Genomic DNA, 14603 nt, shown 5'->3' on the forward strand with positions numbered 1-14603 from the left:
TATCACCTTTAATTTATAATATCATTCTTCTAACCTTTTCAACTAACTCTTCAGCCTTTTCTAAACTTCTGGCCAATATAAATATAGTATTATCACCTGCAATAGTTCCAGCTACTTCAGTATCAAATAAATTATCAATTGCTTCAGCCACAGCCATAGCAGATCCTGTTAATGTTTTTACAACTACAAAATTGTCAACATTTTCAACTGATACTGCAGCATTTGACAATATACTAGATAGTTTATCATTAATATCCTTTGTTTCTTTAGAGGATGCTACATATTTATAATTTCCTGATACGCCTTGCATTTTTATAAGCTTAAGTATCTTTATATCCCTCGATACTGTAGCTTGAGTAACATCATACCCTGCTATTTTAAGTTCTTCTGCCAACTCTTCTTGTGTTTCTATATCCTTTTCACTTATTATTTCTAGTATTTTATTATGCCTTCTTGACTTCAAATTAATCACCTTCACAATCTTTCCAATTATTAATAATTTTTGCCCGTAATACTTTAAAATAATCATAGTCATCAAATAATATTATTTTTGCATATTCTTTTGCTTTTTTTATATTAATAATTACTTCATTGACACATCTAATTGTTCTTTGACCATCAAAAATAATATTAAATTCTTCGTTATTATTTATAACTTTAACTTCAATATTACTATTGCTATTTAATACAATAGGTTGCACCCCTGTTGTATGGGCACATATAGGTGTTAATGTAATTGCATCAACAGTTGGATAAACAAATGGACCACCAGCTGAAAATGAATATGCTGTAGATCCTGTAGGAGTTGCAATAATTAATCCATCTCCTTTAAAATTATAATATCTTCTACCATCGATAAATATTTGAAAACTCATCATTCTAGATAGGCTTTCTCTAGCAATTACTATATCATTTAATGCTAATGATTCATTAACTATATTCTCTGAAGGTAAATCGCAAGTTAATAACATCCTTTTTTCTGTTCTATAGTTTCCTTCTTTTAATTTTTTAAAAGCTTTATCTATATCTGAAAATTCAACACTTGATAAAAACCCTAAATTTCCTATATTAATCCCCAATATAGGAACATCAAGTTTTCCATTAATGCCCCTAGCAACACTTAATATAGTTCCATCTCCACCTAAAACTATTATAAGGTCAAGAAATTCCTTAAATCTATAATTTATTATATCATAACTATTTAGCATGATAATTTCAACATTTTCAAAATACTTCTGTAACTTTTCTTGAACCTTAAAAGCCATTTGTTTATTTTTATCTTTAGATAGATTAATTGCAATAGCAACCTTTTTCACAATCATGCCCCCTATAGTATATTTATAACCATAAATTTTATTAAAGACTTCATGCTAATCAAGAAGTCTTTAATAAAAATAAATTTATGTTTTATAATAAATCGTGTGATTCATTTACTACTTTTTCTATATCTTCCATAGAAAAATCTGATTCCTTATTCTTATCCTTACTAAAGTATACTAAATACTCTATATTTCCCTCTGGACCTTTAATAGGTGAATAACTTAATGAAATAATATTTAAATTTTCCTTTTGTAAAGAATCAACAATATTCATAACAACTTCCTTATGAACATTTATATCCCTTACTACTCCTTTTTTTCCTACTTTTTCTTTACCCGCTTCAAATTGAGGCTTAATTAATGCAACTACCTCTCCAATATCACTTAATAAACTTAAGGTAGCAGGCATTATTTTTTTTAAAGAAATAAAAGAAACATCTATAGATGCAAAATCAATTTTTTCACCAATATCCTCAGGTGTAACATATCTTATATTTGTTCTTTCCATACAAACAACTCTAGGGTCTGTTCTAAGCTTCCATGCAAATTGTCCATATCCTACATCTACAGAAAAAACCTTTTTTGCATCATTTTGTAGCATACAATCTGTAAAACCACCTGTTGATGCACCTATATCCATGCATACCTTATCCTTTAAATATACACCAAACTCCTTTATTGCCTTTTCAAGTTTTAAGCCGCCTCTACTTACATAAGGAATTTCTTGGCCCTTAAATATAATTTCTGCGTCTATGCTTACTTTTTCACCTGCTTTATCTACTCTTTGCCCATCAACAAATATTTTACCAGCCATTATATTAGTTTTGGCTCTTTCTCTTGAAGTGAATATTCCCTTTTCTACTAAAAGTATATCAAGTCTTTCCTTTTTCCCAGACATTTTTATCTCCTTTATTTATTAAGTTTTAAAATAGATTCTGCTATTCCTTCTGGATCTAATTTATTTTCTTTGTATAGTGAATTAATATCTCCCTGAGGAACAAATGTGTTTATAAAACCTAGGGCCTTAAACTTATTTTTAAAACCTAATTCGTATAACTTCATTAATACGTAGCTACCAAATCCCCCATTAGTCATATTATCCTCAATAGTTACAATATCATAACCATCTTCAACTAATTCCATTAATACTTCATTATCTAATGGCTTAACAAATGTTGCATTGACTATTAATGGGTTTATTCCATGCTTACTTAACTCTTCCCTTGCTAATAATGCATGTTGTAGCATTTTACCAACCGCTATTATAGCTATTTTTTCACCAATAACTATTTTTTCCCATTTTCCGTAATTTATATTTTTTAGCGGCTTAATATCTTTGCAAATATCAGCTCCTCTTGGATATCTTATAGCAACTGGTCCATTATGATGTAAAGCCCAATTTATCATAACCTTTATTTCATCTAAATGCTTTGGTGCTAATACAGTCATATTAGGAATTGCTGATAAATACGATAAATCAAATATTCCTTGATGAGTTTCACCATCTTCACCAACTAATCCTGCTCTATCAATTGCAAAAATTACAGGCATATTTTGAATACAAACATCATGTATTAATTGGTCATAAGCTCTTTGTAAAAATGTTGAATATACTGCAAAAACAGGTTTCATATTGGCAGCTGCAAAGCCTGCTGCTAATGTAGTAGCATGAGCTTCAGCAATTCCAACATCGAAAAATCTATTTGGAAACTCCTTAGCAAAGTCTTTTAATCCAGTTCCATCCGGCATTGCTGCTGTTATTGCAACTATTCTATCATCATCTTTTGCTAACTCTATCATAGCATCTCCAAAAGCTTTAGAATATGTTTTATTGCTGGATATATTAGTTTCTCCACTTTCTAAATCAAAAGGACTTACACCATGATATTTATTAGGATTCTTTTCTGCTAGTTCATATCCTTTACCTTTATTAGTGACTACATGGATTATTACAGGTTCTTCTATATTTTTTGCCATTTCAAAAACTTCAGTTAAAGTTTCAATATCATGTCCATTAATCGGTCCTATATATTTTAATCCCATATCTTCAAAAAGCATTGAAGGTACTATAAATTGTTTTAAGCTATCTTTAAATCTTGAAATACAATTAGCAACCTTCTCACCTGCTTTAGAAGTTTTTAATGTTTCATTTATATTTGATTTTAATTTATTATATTTAGGCTCCATTCTTAACTTATTTAAGTGCATTGATAATCCACCAACATTTTTAGAAATGGACATTTGATTATCATTTAATATTACTATCATCTTAGTCTTATTAAATCCTACATCATTTAAAGCCTCTAAAGCCATACCACCAGTAAGTGCTCCATCACCTATAACTGCTATTACTTCATTTTTCTCTTTTTTAATATCTCTGGCTCTAGCCATTCCAAGGGCTGCAGATATTGAAGTACTACTATGACCTGTATCAAAGGCATCATATTTACTTTCACATCTTTTTGGAAATCCACTTAATCCATTATATTTTCTTAATTTATCAAATTGTTCTTTTCTACCAGTAAGAATCTTATGCACATAAGATTGATGTCCAACATCCCATACTATTTTATCATTTTCCAAGTTAAAGCTCTTAAATAAACTTATAGTAAGTTCAACTACTCCTAAATTAGAAGCTAAATGTCCACCTGTTTTAGATACGCTCTCAATTAAAAACTCTCTTATTTCAGCTGCTAAAACCTCTAATTCCACATTTGTTAAGTCCTTTACTCCTTCCGGAGAGGTAATCTTATCTAATATTCTACCCATAACTAAACCTTTCTTTCTGTTAAAATTCCCTATTCAATAAATCTAAAGTTATTTCTTCTAACTCAATAGCTTCTACAGAAAGACCCTTCAGCAAATCAATACATTCTTTAGTTAAATTAATACATTCTCTTTCACAATATTCCAAACCAAATAAAGATATAAAGTTTGACTTATTATTACTTTCATCACTTTTTGTATTTTTGCCAAGCTTTGAAACATCCCCTACAATGTCTAAAATATCGTCTTTTATTTGAAATGCTAGTCCAAGCTTTAATCCAAAATCATTTAAAATTTCTATATCTTTCTTAGGAGCATTTGCTAGTATAGCAGCTGCTACTATCGATATTCTTATTAATTCACCAGTTTTTTTATTATGCATATAAAGAAGTTCTTCTTTTGATATTAATTTATCCTCATTGATTATATCTACAACTTGACCACCAATCATACCTTCTGGTCCGGCTGCTTCTGCTATTTCTCTTGAAGCAATTAATGCTTTTTCCCCATGTTTAATAGAAAATTGAATAAGCAAACTCATTGCCTCATTTAATAGCATATCCCCCGCTAATATAGCTATACTTTCCCCAAATTTCTTATGATTAGTTGGCATTCCCCTTCTTAAATCATCATTATCCATGGATGGTAAATCATCATGAATAAGAGAATAAGTATGAATCATCTCTATTGCTGAGGCCATTTCTATTACGTCTCTATAATTATCCTTGTATAACCCATAAGTTAGTAAGAATAATATAGGTCTTACTCTTTTACCACCTATATTTAAACTATAACTTGCTGAATCATATATAACTCTATTATAACTTCCTTTGTTATCGAAATACAAATTTAAATATTTATTTATATAATCCCTATAAATTTCAATTTTATTACTCATTCTTTAGCTCCAATTCTAGATTATCTTTAATTATAGTCAACTTTCCCTCTAAAGAATTCAGGGTTTTATATAATTTATTAATTAATTTTACTCCAGTTTCATATTCTTTCATTAATTCCTCAAGAGGAAGTTCGTTATTTTCCATCTTATTTAAGATATCTTGAAGATTATTTATCATATCCTCATAAGATTCCTTTTTAGCCATAAATTATCAACTCCCTTTTAAATAGTTTATATGTCCTTTATAAATTTTCCTTTAATTTTTCCATCACTAAAAATAATATTAATCTCATCTATTTTTTCCAGCTCTTCTTTCGATGAAATTACATTATTATCTTTATCTTCTACTATAGCAAAACCTTTTTTTAGTACATTAATTGGATTATGTGCCTCCAATAGATCATTTAATGATTTAATTTTAATTTTTTCTTTCTCAATTTTATTTAATAAAATATTTTTCATTTTATCTTGAAGTCTATCTATTTCCATATAAGAATTTGATAAAACAACTTCAGGACTATTCAAAGTTAATATTTTTTTATAATTATTTAATCTTTCTTTTTCATAAACCAAAGTATCTATAGTTATTTTATAAATCTTGTCTTCATAATCCCTTATTAAATTTCTAATATCACTTTCTAATGGCACTGCAATTTCTGCTGCCTGTGAAGGAGTTGACGCTCTGAAATCACTTACGAAGTCTGAAATAGTGAAATCTACTTCATGCCCTACAGCAGATATTATAGGTATCTTAGATTTAAATATTTCTTTTGCTAAATCTTCTTCATTAAAGTTCCATAATTCTTCTAAGGAACCTCCACCTCTTCCAATTATAATAGTATCTACTAATTTCTTATCATTAAAGTATCTTATTCCTTCTATAATAGTTTTATAAGCTCCATTGCCTTGTACTAAGGCTGGATACAAAACTATATCTACTATTGAACTTCTTCTTTTAGTTACATTTATTATATCTCTAATTACAGCACCAGTCTCAGAAGTAACAACACCAATTCTTCTTGGCATTTTAGGAATAGGCTTTTTATGTTCATAATCAAAATATCCTTCTTCTTCTAACCTTTTCTTAAGCTTTTCAAACTTAATATGAAGCTCACCTAATCCTTCTTTTGATAGTTTATCAATATATAACTGTAGTGCTCCTGTTCCTTGATAAATAGAGCATCTTGCATTAGCAATAACCTGCATTCCATCTTCTAATTTAAAGTCAAGACCCATACTGCTACTTTTAAACATTACACAATTAATTTTACTTGATGAATCTTTTAGTGAAAAATATATATGCCCACTACTGTGATATTTTAAATTTGATATTTCCCCTTTGACTAATAGATTATTAAGTATAAAATCATTATCTAATATTTTTTTTATATAATTATTAACTTCACTAACTGTTAAAGTTTTTATTTTCATTATATTCTAACGCCTCGCATGAATTCTTAATTAACAAAGTTGTAGTTAGTGCACCAACTCCACCTGGAACTGGTGTAATCATATTCACTTTATTTATAACATCATCAAAATCCACATCGCCTGTTATTTTTCCATTTAAAGATGATGTCCCTACATCTATAATTATTGAATTTTCATTAACAAATTCCTTATTAATAAACTTTGCTTTTCCAATTGCCACTACAATTATATCTGCTTGTTTACATATATCTTTTAAATTATTAGTTCTAGAGTGGCATATTGTTACAGTGGAATTTTTATTTAAAAGTAATTGAGCTACTGGCTTTCCTACTATATTGCTTCTTCCTATTACAACTACATTTTTTCCTTCTAATTCTATATTATATCTTTCTAATAAAGTTACTACTGAATTAGGTGTGCATGGTAAAAATACTTTTTCACCATTGTAAAGTTTTCCTTGATTAACGAAAGTTAAACAATCTATATCTTTTTCTGGAGAAATAGTATTTATAATCTTGTTTTCATTTAAACTCCTTGGTAGAGGCATCTGCATTATTATGCCATCTACATCTTTATCCTTATTTAATTTATCTATAACACTAATAAGTTCATCTTCTTTTATATCTTCATTTAGTAATATTTTTTCAAAATTAACACCAAGTGAAGTTGCTACCTTTTCTTGGCTATTTATATAATAAACAGAACCACCATCATTTCCTACTAATATGGAAACTATTTTAGGCACTCTAAGTCCTTTAGATTTTCTTTTTTCTATAAAAGTCTTAATTTCTTCCTTAACATCTTGTGAAACTTTTTTACCATCTATTATTTTCCCCATAAAAACCCCTCGCTATTTTTTATTATAAACTTTTAAATGCGTTGTCTAATACTCCATTTACAAAAGAAACACTCTTTTCATCTGAATACTTCTTTGTTAATTCTATAGCTTCGTTAATTGCAACCTTTTCTGGTACATCTTCAATATATATCATTTCTCCAATTGCTAATCTTAAAATTGAAAGATTAACTTTTGAAATTCTATCTAATTTCCAGTTAGTTAGTGATTCTTCTATCTTTTTATCAATTACTTCCTTATTTTTTTCAACTTTTAATAGTATTTCTTTTATGTATTCTAAGTCTATAGTATTTAAATTCATTTCAAAATCTTCTACAAAAGTTTCAATTGTTTCCTCTAATGTATTTTTACTTAAAGTCATTCCAAATAGTAATTCCATTGCTATTTCTCTCGATCTTTTTCTATTCATTTTATCCTCCTAAGTGTTGTTAATAATTATATTATTAACCTTCTAAAACTTTCTAATCATAAATATACTACAACAAATTTATTTAAAGTACAAGAAAAACACCCTCTGAAAAATCAGAGGGTGAGATTATATTTCTTTACTTTCTTCTTTTTCAGTTTTTGGAACGTAAATACTTTGAACGTTAATATTAACCGCTGTAACATTTAATCCTGTCATGGTTTCAACAGTTCTCTTAACATTTTCTTGAACAGCTCCTACAACCTCAGGTATCTTAACTCCATATTCAACAGCTAAATTTAAATCTATTGTTGCATAATCTTCATTTAATGTTACTCTAACATTTTTACCAGAGTTTTTCTTACCTTTTAACAATTGTGATATGTTATTTCCAACTAAGTGTTGTAGATCTTCTACACCATTTATTTCTTCTGCAGCTATTCCAGCTATTACGCTAACAACTTCATCTGAAATCTTAACGATTCCTAAATTTTCTTCGTAGTTCTTATTATCCATGTAATTACCTCCTAAGCGTTTTGAAATCAAAACTCTCTCATATGTTAATTATATCAAAGCAATTATTATATTACAATGAATTATTTCTTAGTTTCTATTATTACATCACTTATTCCAGAAATATTTTCTACAATTTCTTGTATTGATGATGTGTCTGTATCAGTTAATTCATCAGCATTTACAACAACTCTTACATTATTTCCTTCAATTGAACATAAAACGTCTTCAAAGCCCTTATTTTTGACATTTACCTCTATTCTACCTTCTTGATCTACTAACATTGTTTTTACTCTTAATTCATTAGTAGCTAAGTCCTTTTGTTCTTGTGAGGTTTGTTCATCGGCAATTAATTCATTTAATTGTTGCATTGTAGTTGCATCCTGTTGTTCTTTTTCACTACGTAATGTATAAAAATAATCTTGACTACCTAAAGTGTCCTTATCGTCATCACTAGTTTTTTCTTCATCTGTTCCTTGTTGTGATATTACTTGGCTAAAGTCTGTTGGATCATTTAAGCCAGTCTTATTTAATCTTGCTGCTATGACTCCTACACATACTATAAGAGCCATAAGTGTGAAAATAATACCAAATTGTTTTTTTGTCATTGTGATTTCCCCCCATCTATCTTTCATATTATTTATATGCTAATTTTTCATAGGATATACATTAACCTTATCAATAGATATTCCATATAATGTTGATACTGCTACTTGTATATCATACTTAACCTTTGCGCTACTCGCACCTTCTGCAACTATTAAAACGCCGCTTATTTCTGGTTTATTAACTTGTAAAATATATGGTTCATTTTTGCTTCCGTCACCGGCCATTACCACTGTGCTTCCACCATTTTTTTGTGTTGTAGTTCTGTTTCCACCTTGACTATCAGTTTCTTCTGTTAAAGCTTCCTGTGTATTTTCCTCAATGGCTGGCACCTTTACTTCACCACTTTTAAAGTTTATCATTACCTCAACTTCTCCAACATTTTCAATTTTAGCAAGTAAGGTCCTAAGTGTTTGTTTCTCACTTTCTTCATAATTACTCATAGTATCTTTAGCAGCTTCTTCTATAGCACTTGAATTGTCAACGCTTGTACTTAATGATTCTTCAGTTTCCTTCTTTCTTGTTGTAGATAAAAAGCTAATAGCAAGTAAAAGAAATGCTAATATTAATGCTATAACAACAGCATTCAAAAATTTTTTATCATTTATTACTTTTGCCAAATCACTTTTAATATTACTCTTACCCATTTTCTCACTCCCATCAATTTATTTTATATACCTTTATATTATCTTTAGTTATATTTAAAGTTACAGACAGATAATCTATAATCTCATCTTTGTTTTCTACCGTATCTTCTTGTGAAGATACCTCTGTACTTTCATCATTTCTATTAATAATTATTTTTTTTATTGTAGATATTTCTTTATTTTTAACACCTATATCTACCTTATTAATTGAATAAGTAATATTTTTCATATCTATTTCACAATCAATAGTACTTTCAAAATCTAGATCTTTAAATTTTTCTTTTAAAAGTCTTTTACAGTTTTCCTCTAAGCTCTGCTTAAAAGCTAATTCAGTAGTATTTTCATTATATTCACTATTAGTTTCTATAGATTTATTATTTGCAACATCAATATATTCCTCAATTTTTTTTGATAATCCATCTTCACCACTACTAATAAATGAAATTATCGGACTTATCATAACAGCTATAAGAATAGCACCTAAAACAAATTTTACATACTTTTTCATACCATTATCAGGAGATATTAACTCAATGGCCGTAATTAGAATAATCATACTTACTAATGTAATAACAAAGCTTTTTATTTCCTCCATTAATTAACCTCCAATAACAAATTTGCCTGCAGATGCCATTATAGCTAATAGAACAAAAAACATTAAACTAACCGATAATACACAGGACATTATTAATACTAATGAATCCCCTGCAGACGCTATTGAACTAGTTATCCTTTTATCACTTATTGGCTCTATAATAGCGGCAGTAAATTTAAATACAAATGATATTAAAACTAATTTAATTATAGGATAAAGCATCATAAGTATAATTATTACTAGTCCAATAGAACTAACAGCATTTTTAATAATTAAAGAATACCCAGCTACAGAGGATATAGCATCTGAAAATGCCTTCCCAACAATAGGAATGAAGTTATCTATTGCAAATTTTGCAGTTTTTAGTGTAACTGCATCTATTGTAGAAGAGGTTATCCCCCTAACAGTTAATAACCCAATAAAAATAGTTAAAATTATACCTTGTAACCATATAGTTGTTTGTTTTGCTAATTTACACAAATTTCCTATCTTGTGTTCTGATGAAATATTATTTGTAAATTCTAAAACAAAAGTTATTAGTATTAAAGGAATTATTATATTAGTATATATCCTAGGAATAAATAAGGTTGCCCCCATTATAATTGGATCCATAGTTGCTGCTTGCGTAAATCCTCCAATAGAACCTAACATAATTACTAATACTGGTAATATAGCAGCCATAAAATCAGATAAATCCTTTATGATATCTGTTGCAATATTTATTGAAACTAGAAAACTCTTTGATAAAATTATTATTAAAATTGCATAACATGCAAAAAAAGCAATGTTTGAAATTCCTTCATTAGAAAAAGCTGACTGTAAATTTTTTAGTAATGAACACATAATTGCAATTACTATTATACTTATTGATAATGTAAGTACAGTTTTAACTTCTTTAAATAAAAAACTAACTACAGCACTTCCTAAGGATTTTAAAGATAAATTACTTTCTCCATTTTCTATATATCCTTTTATATAATCTACAGGATCTAAATCGTTCATTATCTCAATATCCAACTTTACATTATTTATATAGTTATACAGTGAATTTAGTTTATTATTTACTCCTTGATTTTCAAAAATATTCTCTTCCTGAATAATTTCATTATTTTTATTTATATTATTTTCATTAGCATAAGCATCTTTAATATTAAAATTTATAAAAGCAATAATTATTATACCTACTGCTAATATAATTTTTTTTGTAACTAATTTTTTAAACATATATACACCTACAATATTTGTAAAATTGATTGCAATACAGCCATAAGTATAGGTATTGCAAGTGTTAAAATTAATATTTTAGCAGAAAATTCAACCTTACTGGCTATACTAGACGCACCTGCATCTTTACATATTTCACTACAAAATGTTGCTAAATATGATATTGCAAGTATCTTTAATACTACTCCAATATACACCATATCTATATTAGCCTTTGTAGTTATTTCACTAACAAAATTTATAACATCATTTATGCTGGGAATAATTAACAAGAAAAGAATAGTTCCAGCTGCTAATGTTACTAATACCGCTACATCCCCTCTTCTATCCTTAAACATAAGATAAATAAACAATGCAGTAAATGCAAAAGCCACTATTTTTATAATTTCCATTATCATCACCTATAACATAAACATTGTTTTTACAGTATTAAATAGATTACTTATTAATCCTATAACCGTAATTAAAATTATAACTATTCCCGCAATATTTATGATTACTGCTATATCATCTTTTCCACTTGCCTTCAGCACCTTATCAATAACTATAAGTAAAACTCCCATAGCTGCAATTTTAAATATAATACTTATATCTTGCATTTATTTCCCCCCTACTAAAATAAAAAAATTGAAATCATAGCGCCTATACATACTCCTATAGCTCTATACATCTTTGAATTTTTCTTTCCTAATTCTTCTGCAGATTTGCAATTTAACTTCATATTTTCTATAGTTAAATTAAATAATTTATCTTGTCCATAAACTCCAGACTCCCCAAGACCTTTTAAAAAATCTTTGATTATTACTTTATCTTCACTATTTAAATTAAAGTTTTGCTTTGAATTTGTATATTCATCTTTAAAAGCATCATAAACACTAATAGACTCTCCGATTTCAAGCTTCGAAGCAGTACTTAATAAAATATCACTAATAGGGCTATCTATCTTGATAGATATATATTTTAAAGCTTCTGGTAAAGGTGTATTTGAATACATAACTTCATTATTCAAAAAAATAACTGATTTTAGTATTGAGTTAAGTTGCCTACTTCTTTTTTTAAAGCTCTCTCCAAAATAGAAACCTATATAACAGCTAGATAAAAATATAATTATTATTGCAATCATTTTAGGCATTTAATCTCACCCCCACCTCCTATTAAATACACATTTTCGATAGTTCCCGGTCCATTTCTATTACTTAAAATAACTATTCTATCTAAAATTGAATTTTCCAATAAATCTTTAAAAACTCTTCTCTTATAAATATCTTCAATACTATATCCATGAATAGTAACTATTATATTTACTCCTGAGTTAAACGCCATGTTAAGAGCTTCTATATCTCCTTCAGTTCCTATTTCGTCACATATAAGTATCTCTGGAGATAAACTTCTTATGGACATTATCATTCCATCTTTTTTTAAACAATTATCTAAAATATCACTTCTTATTCCTACATCTAATTGAGGAATACCATTAAAGCATGAAGCAATTTCACTTCTCTCATCTATTATCGCTACTTTTTTTCCTCTTAAATTATTTATTGGCATTCCATTTGAAATATTCCTTGCTATATCCCTTAATATTGTTGTTTTACCACACTTAGGAGGAGAAACAATTAAAGTATTAAAAACTCTATCATTTTTAGAAATAAAATTCATTACTTCATTTGAACAACCTTTGACTTCTCTACATATTCTTATATTTAATGACGAAATATTTCTTATTGTCCTAACTTCACCTTGCGCTAAGACACATTCACCAGCTATTCCTATTCTATGTCCACCTTTAATAGTTATATAGCCTTGTTTAATCTCTTCCTCATAGGCATATAAAGAGTAATTAGATACTCTAACTAATATTTGTTTTATATCATCTAGGGTTGTAATAATATTTAAAATTACTTCTTTTCTAGGTAAATTAATAATTACCGGCTTATTAACCTTTATCCTTATTTCTTGTATAGAATCTTTCAAAAGGAAATCCTTAACTTCATTGCTTATCCTTGCAGGCAATACCTTTAAAATTTCTTCTTCCTTCCCCAAGCTACCACTTCCTATTCCATAGTTATATTTAAAATTATTTCTTTCTATCAAATAATATTCATACAAATAATTAAATATGTAAAATATTTAAAAATAACTATAAATTAATTTATGTGAATTAAAAAAACCTACTAGCATTTTGCTAATAGGTTTAAATAAAATATTAAATTGCTTCATTATTACAAAAAGGACATGGAATATCTTTTTTATTATCTAAAGATTCTTTTTCAACAAATAAGGGCTTATTACAATGCTTACATTTTATTTCTACATACTCCTCTTCCATTTCAATTAAATCTTCAATTGAAACTTCCTCAAAGAGTTCATCTTGTAAACCAATGATATCTTCATCTATATACCTAACACTTTCCTCCAAAGATTCTTGTTTATAATCCATTTCTTCAATGGAATCCACCATATCATTAATAATTGATAATAAACTCTTAAATATATTTTTATATTTTTCATCTTCTATACTTAAAATCTCTTCTTTAACACTATCAATTTTGCATTTAATATCCTTCATATTTTCACTTCCTTATAAATAGAAATATAATCTATTTAAATTATACCCTAATATTACAATTATAAAATTAAAAGGAACAATAGAATAAAAAGCTAAGTAAATACTTAGCTTTTGTTTATTATACTCTTTCCATGTATTCACCAGTTCTAGTGTCTACTCTGATTACGTCTCCTTCATTTACGAACATAGGAACATTTACTACTGCTCCTGTTTCTAATGTAGCAGGCTTCATAGCATTTGTAGCTGTGTTTCCTTTTATTCCTGGGTCTGCTTGAGTTATTAATAATTCAACAAAGTTTGGAGCTTCAACTGAGAAAGCCTCTCCTTTATAGAACTTAATTACTGCAAACATATTTTCTTTTATAAACTTTATTGCATCTTCAACTTTTTCATAGTTTAGTGGTATTTGTTCAAAAGTTTCTTGATCCATGAAGTAATATAATTCTCCATCTGAATAAAGGTATTGCATTTCTTTTCTTTCAATAACTGCTTCTTGAAGCTTAGCTGTTGGATTAAAAGTAGTATCAGTAACACCACCTGAAATAACATTTCTAAGCTTAGTTCTTACGAAAGCTGCTCCCTTACCAGGTTTAACATGTAAGAAGTCGATTACTGTATAAACTTGTCCTTCATACTCGAAAGTAGTACCTTTTCTTAAATCTCCTGCTGATATCATTAAATATCCCTCCAAAAACTTTATTCCACATTTAGTCTAACACTTATGCTAACTAAATTGTCATAACTTCAACAATGTTTATGACATAACAAAGCTA

The 14603-nt window shown here is 27.9% G+C and carries 20 protein-coding genes; all 20 read right to left on the reverse strand.

Annotated elements, in window-relative coordinates; translation table 11 throughout:
* Window positions 1-13: 13 nt before the first annotated feature.
* Window positions 14-463 (reverse strand): arginine repressor, encoded by a 450-nt coding sequence (locus tag ACQPUY_RS00595; RefSeq protein ID WP_430838929.1) that lies wholly within the window; start codon window positions 461-463, stop codon window positions 14-16.
* A gap of 1 nt (window position 464) precedes the next feature.
* A complete protein-coding gene (locus ACQPUY_RS00600; protein ID WP_430838930.1) occupies window positions 465-1316 on the reverse strand; it encodes an NAD(+)/NADH kinase in 852 nt (283 codons plus the stop codon).
* A gap of 91 nt (window positions 1317-1407) precedes the next feature.
* On the reverse strand, window positions 1408-2217 hold the full coding sequence (locus ACQPUY_RS00605) for a TlyA family RNA methyltransferase (protein ID WP_430838931.1): 810 nt from the start codon (window positions 2215-2217) through the stop codon (window positions 1408-1410).
* Window positions 2218-2228: 11 nt separating this feature from the next.
* Entirely contained in the window at window positions 2229-4088 is a 1860-nt protein-coding gene (dxs, locus tag ACQPUY_RS00610) for a 1-deoxy-D-xylulose-5-phosphate synthase (RefSeq protein ID WP_430838932.1), read from the reverse strand.
* A gap of 19 nt (window positions 4089-4107) precedes the next feature.
* Window positions 4108-4983: a polyprenyl synthetase family protein gene (locus ACQPUY_RS00615; RefSeq protein ID WP_430838933.1), complete on the reverse strand. Its 876-nt coding sequence runs from the start codon at window positions 4981-4983 to the stop codon at window positions 4108-4110.
* A complete protein-coding gene (xseB, locus tag ACQPUY_RS00620) occupies window positions 4976-5188 on the reverse strand; it encodes an exodeoxyribonuclease VII small subunit (RefSeq protein WP_430838935.1) in 213 nt (70 codons plus the stop codon). The genes ACQPUY_RS00615 and xseB overlap by 8 nt, the downstream gene beginning before the upstream one ends.
* Window positions 5189-5214: 26 nt before the next feature.
* The gene (xseA, locus tag ACQPUY_RS00625) at window positions 5215-6414 is read right to left on the reverse strand and encodes an exodeoxyribonuclease VII large subunit (protein WP_430838936.1); all 1200 of its coding nucleotides are present in this window, start codon (window positions 6412-6414) and stop codon (window positions 5215-5217) included.
* The gene (locus tag ACQPUY_RS00630; protein ID WP_430838937.1) at window positions 6389-7252 is read right to left on the reverse strand and encodes a bifunctional 5,10-methylenetetrahydrofolate dehydrogenase/5,10-methenyltetrahydrofolate cyclohydrolase; all 864 of its coding nucleotides are present in this window, start codon (window positions 7250-7252) and stop codon (window positions 6389-6391) included. Before ACQPUY_RS00630 ends, xseA begins: the two co-directional genes overlap by 26 nt.
* Window positions 7253-7274: 22 nt before the next feature.
* The gene (gene nusB, locus ACQPUY_RS00635; RefSeq protein WP_430838938.1) at window positions 7275-7679 is read right to left on the reverse strand and encodes a transcription antitermination factor NusB; all 405 of its coding nucleotides are present in this window, start codon (window positions 7677-7679) and stop codon (window positions 7275-7277) included.
* Between the two features lie 126 nt (window positions 7680-7805).
* Window positions 7806-8192, reverse strand: a complete 387-nt coding sequence (locus tag ACQPUY_RS00640) for an Asp23/Gls24 family envelope stress response protein (protein ID WP_430838940.1) — start codon at window positions 8190-8192, stop codon at window positions 7806-7808.
* 80 nt (window positions 8193-8272) lie between these two features.
* Window positions 8273-8797, reverse strand: coding sequence for a SpoIIIAH-like family protein (locus tag ACQPUY_RS00645; protein ID WP_430838941.1), 525 nt, complete (start codon window positions 8795-8797; stop codon window positions 8273-8275).
* 39 nt (window positions 8798-8836) lie between these two features.
* Complete coding sequence (spoIIIAG, locus tag ACQPUY_RS00650) at window positions 8837-9442, reverse strand: stage III sporulation protein AG (protein ID WP_430838943.1); 606 nt, start codon at window positions 9440-9442, stop codon at window positions 8837-8839.
* A gap of 13 nt (window positions 9443-9455) precedes the next feature.
* Entirely contained in the window at window positions 9456-10037 is a 582-nt protein-coding gene (spoIIIAF, locus tag ACQPUY_RS00655) for a stage III sporulation protein AF (protein ID WP_430838944.1), read from the reverse strand.
* 3 nt (window positions 10038-10040) lie between these two features.
* Window positions 10041-11261 carry a stage III sporulation protein AE gene (gene spoIIIAE, locus ACQPUY_RS00660; RefSeq protein WP_430838945.1) on the reverse strand — a complete coding sequence of 407 codons (1221 nt, stop codon included), beginning with the start codon at window positions 11259-11261 and terminating at the stop codon, window positions 10041-10043.
* Between the two features lie 8 nt (window positions 11262-11269).
* Complete coding sequence (gene spoIIIAD / locus ACQPUY_RS00665; RefSeq protein ID WP_430838946.1) at window positions 11270-11653, reverse strand: stage III sporulation protein AD; 384 nt, start codon at window positions 11651-11653, stop codon at window positions 11270-11272.
* 9 nt (window positions 11654-11662) lie between these two features.
* Window positions 11663-11860: a stage III sporulation protein AC gene (gene spoIIIAC / locus ACQPUY_RS00670; protein ID WP_430838947.1), complete on the reverse strand. Its 198-nt coding sequence runs from the start codon at window positions 11858-11860 to the stop codon at window positions 11663-11665.
* A 14-nt stretch (window positions 11861-11874) separates the two neighbouring features.
* Window positions 11875-12393 carry a stage III sporulation protein SpoIIIAB gene (spoIIIAB, locus tag ACQPUY_RS00675; RefSeq protein ID WP_430838948.1) on the reverse strand — a complete coding sequence of 173 codons (519 nt, stop codon included), beginning with the start codon at window positions 12391-12393 and terminating at the stop codon, window positions 11875-11877.
* Window positions 12381-13304, reverse strand: a complete 924-nt coding sequence (gene spoIIIAA / locus ACQPUY_RS00680; RefSeq protein ID WP_430838949.1) for a stage III sporulation protein AA — start codon at window positions 13302-13304, stop codon at window positions 12381-12383. Before spoIIIAA ends, spoIIIAB begins: the two co-directional genes overlap by 13 nt.
* 163 nt (window positions 13305-13467) lie before the next feature.
* Window positions 13468-13830 (reverse strand): CD1247 N-terminal domain-containing protein, encoded by a 363-nt coding sequence (locus ACQPUY_RS00685; RefSeq protein ID WP_430838950.1) that lies wholly within the window; start codon window positions 13828-13830, stop codon window positions 13468-13470.
* A gap of 118 nt (window positions 13831-13948) precedes the next feature.
* Complete coding sequence (efp, locus tag ACQPUY_RS00690; protein WP_430838952.1) at window positions 13949-14506, reverse strand: elongation factor P; 558 nt, start codon at window positions 14504-14506, stop codon at window positions 13949-13951.
* Between the last annotated feature and the right edge of the window lie 97 nt (window positions 14507-14603).

The organism is Clostridium nigeriense, assembly GCF_050585245.1.
GTDB classification, from domain to species: Bacteria; Bacillota; Clostridia; order Clostridiales; family Clostridiaceae; genus Clostridium; species Clostridium nigeriense_A.

Coding starts and splice junctions, on each gene's coding strand:
- xseA (WP_430838936.1), bottom strand. CDS start 6,414: ATGAAAATAAAAACTTTAACAGTTAGTGAAGTTAATAATTATATAAAA.
- spoIIIAB (WP_430838948.1), bottom strand. CDS start 12,393: ATGCCTAAAATGATTGCAATAATAATTATATTTTTATCTAGCTGTTAT.
- spoIIIAC (WP_430838947.1), bottom strand. CDS start 11,860: ATGCAAGATATAAGTATTATATTTAAAATTGCAGCTATGGGAGTTTTA.
- spoIIIAF (WP_430838944.1), bottom strand. CDS start 10,037: ATGGAGGAAATAAAAAGCTTTGTTATTACATTAGTAAGTATGATTATT.
- ACQPUY_RS00645 (WP_430838941.1), bottom strand. CDS start 8,797: ATGACAAAAAAACAATTTGGTATTATTTTCACACTTATGGCTCTTATA.
- ACQPUY_RS00605 (WP_430838931.1), bottom strand. CDS start 2,217: ATGTCTGGGAAAAAGGAAAGACTTGATATACTTTTAGTAGAAAAGGGA.
- ACQPUY_RS00685 (WP_430838950.1), bottom strand. CDS start 13,830: ATGAAGGATATTAAATGCAAAATTGATAGTGTTAAAGAAGAGATTTTA.
- spoIIIAD (WP_430838946.1), bottom strand. CDS start 11,653: ATGGAAATTATAAAAATAGTGGCTTTTGCATTTACTGCATTGTTTATT.
- ACQPUY_RS00630 (WP_430838937.1), bottom strand. CDS start 7,252: ATGGGGAAAATAATAGATGGTAAAAAAGTTTCACAAGATGTTAAGGAA.
- nusB (WP_430838938.1), bottom strand. CDS start 7,679: ATGAATAGAAAAAGATCGAGAGAAATAGCAATGGAATTACTATTTGGA.
- efp (WP_430838952.1), bottom strand. CDS start 14,506: ATGATATCAGCAGGAGATTTAAGAAAAGGTACTACTTTCGAGTATGAA.
- ACQPUY_RS00615 (WP_430838933.1), bottom strand. CDS start 4,983: ATGAGTAATAAAATTGAAATTTATAGGGATTATATAAATAAATATTTA.
- ACQPUY_RS00640 (WP_430838940.1), bottom strand. CDS start 8,192: ATGGATAATAAGAACTACGAAGAAAATTTAGGAATCGTTAAGATTTCA.
- dxs (WP_430838932.1), bottom strand. CDS start 4,088: ATGGGTAGAATATTAGATAAGATTACCTCTCCGGAAGGAGTAAAGGAC.
- spoIIIAE (WP_430838945.1), bottom strand. CDS start 11,261: ATGTTTAAAAAATTAGTTACAAAAAAAATTATATTAGCAGTAGGTATA.
- spoIIIAG (WP_430838943.1), bottom strand. CDS start 9,442: ATGGGTAAGAGTAATATTAAAAGTGATTTGGCAAAAGTAATAAATGAT.
- xseB (WP_430838935.1), bottom strand. CDS start 5,188: ATGGCTAAAAAGGAATCTTATGAGGATATGATAAATAATCTTCAAGAT.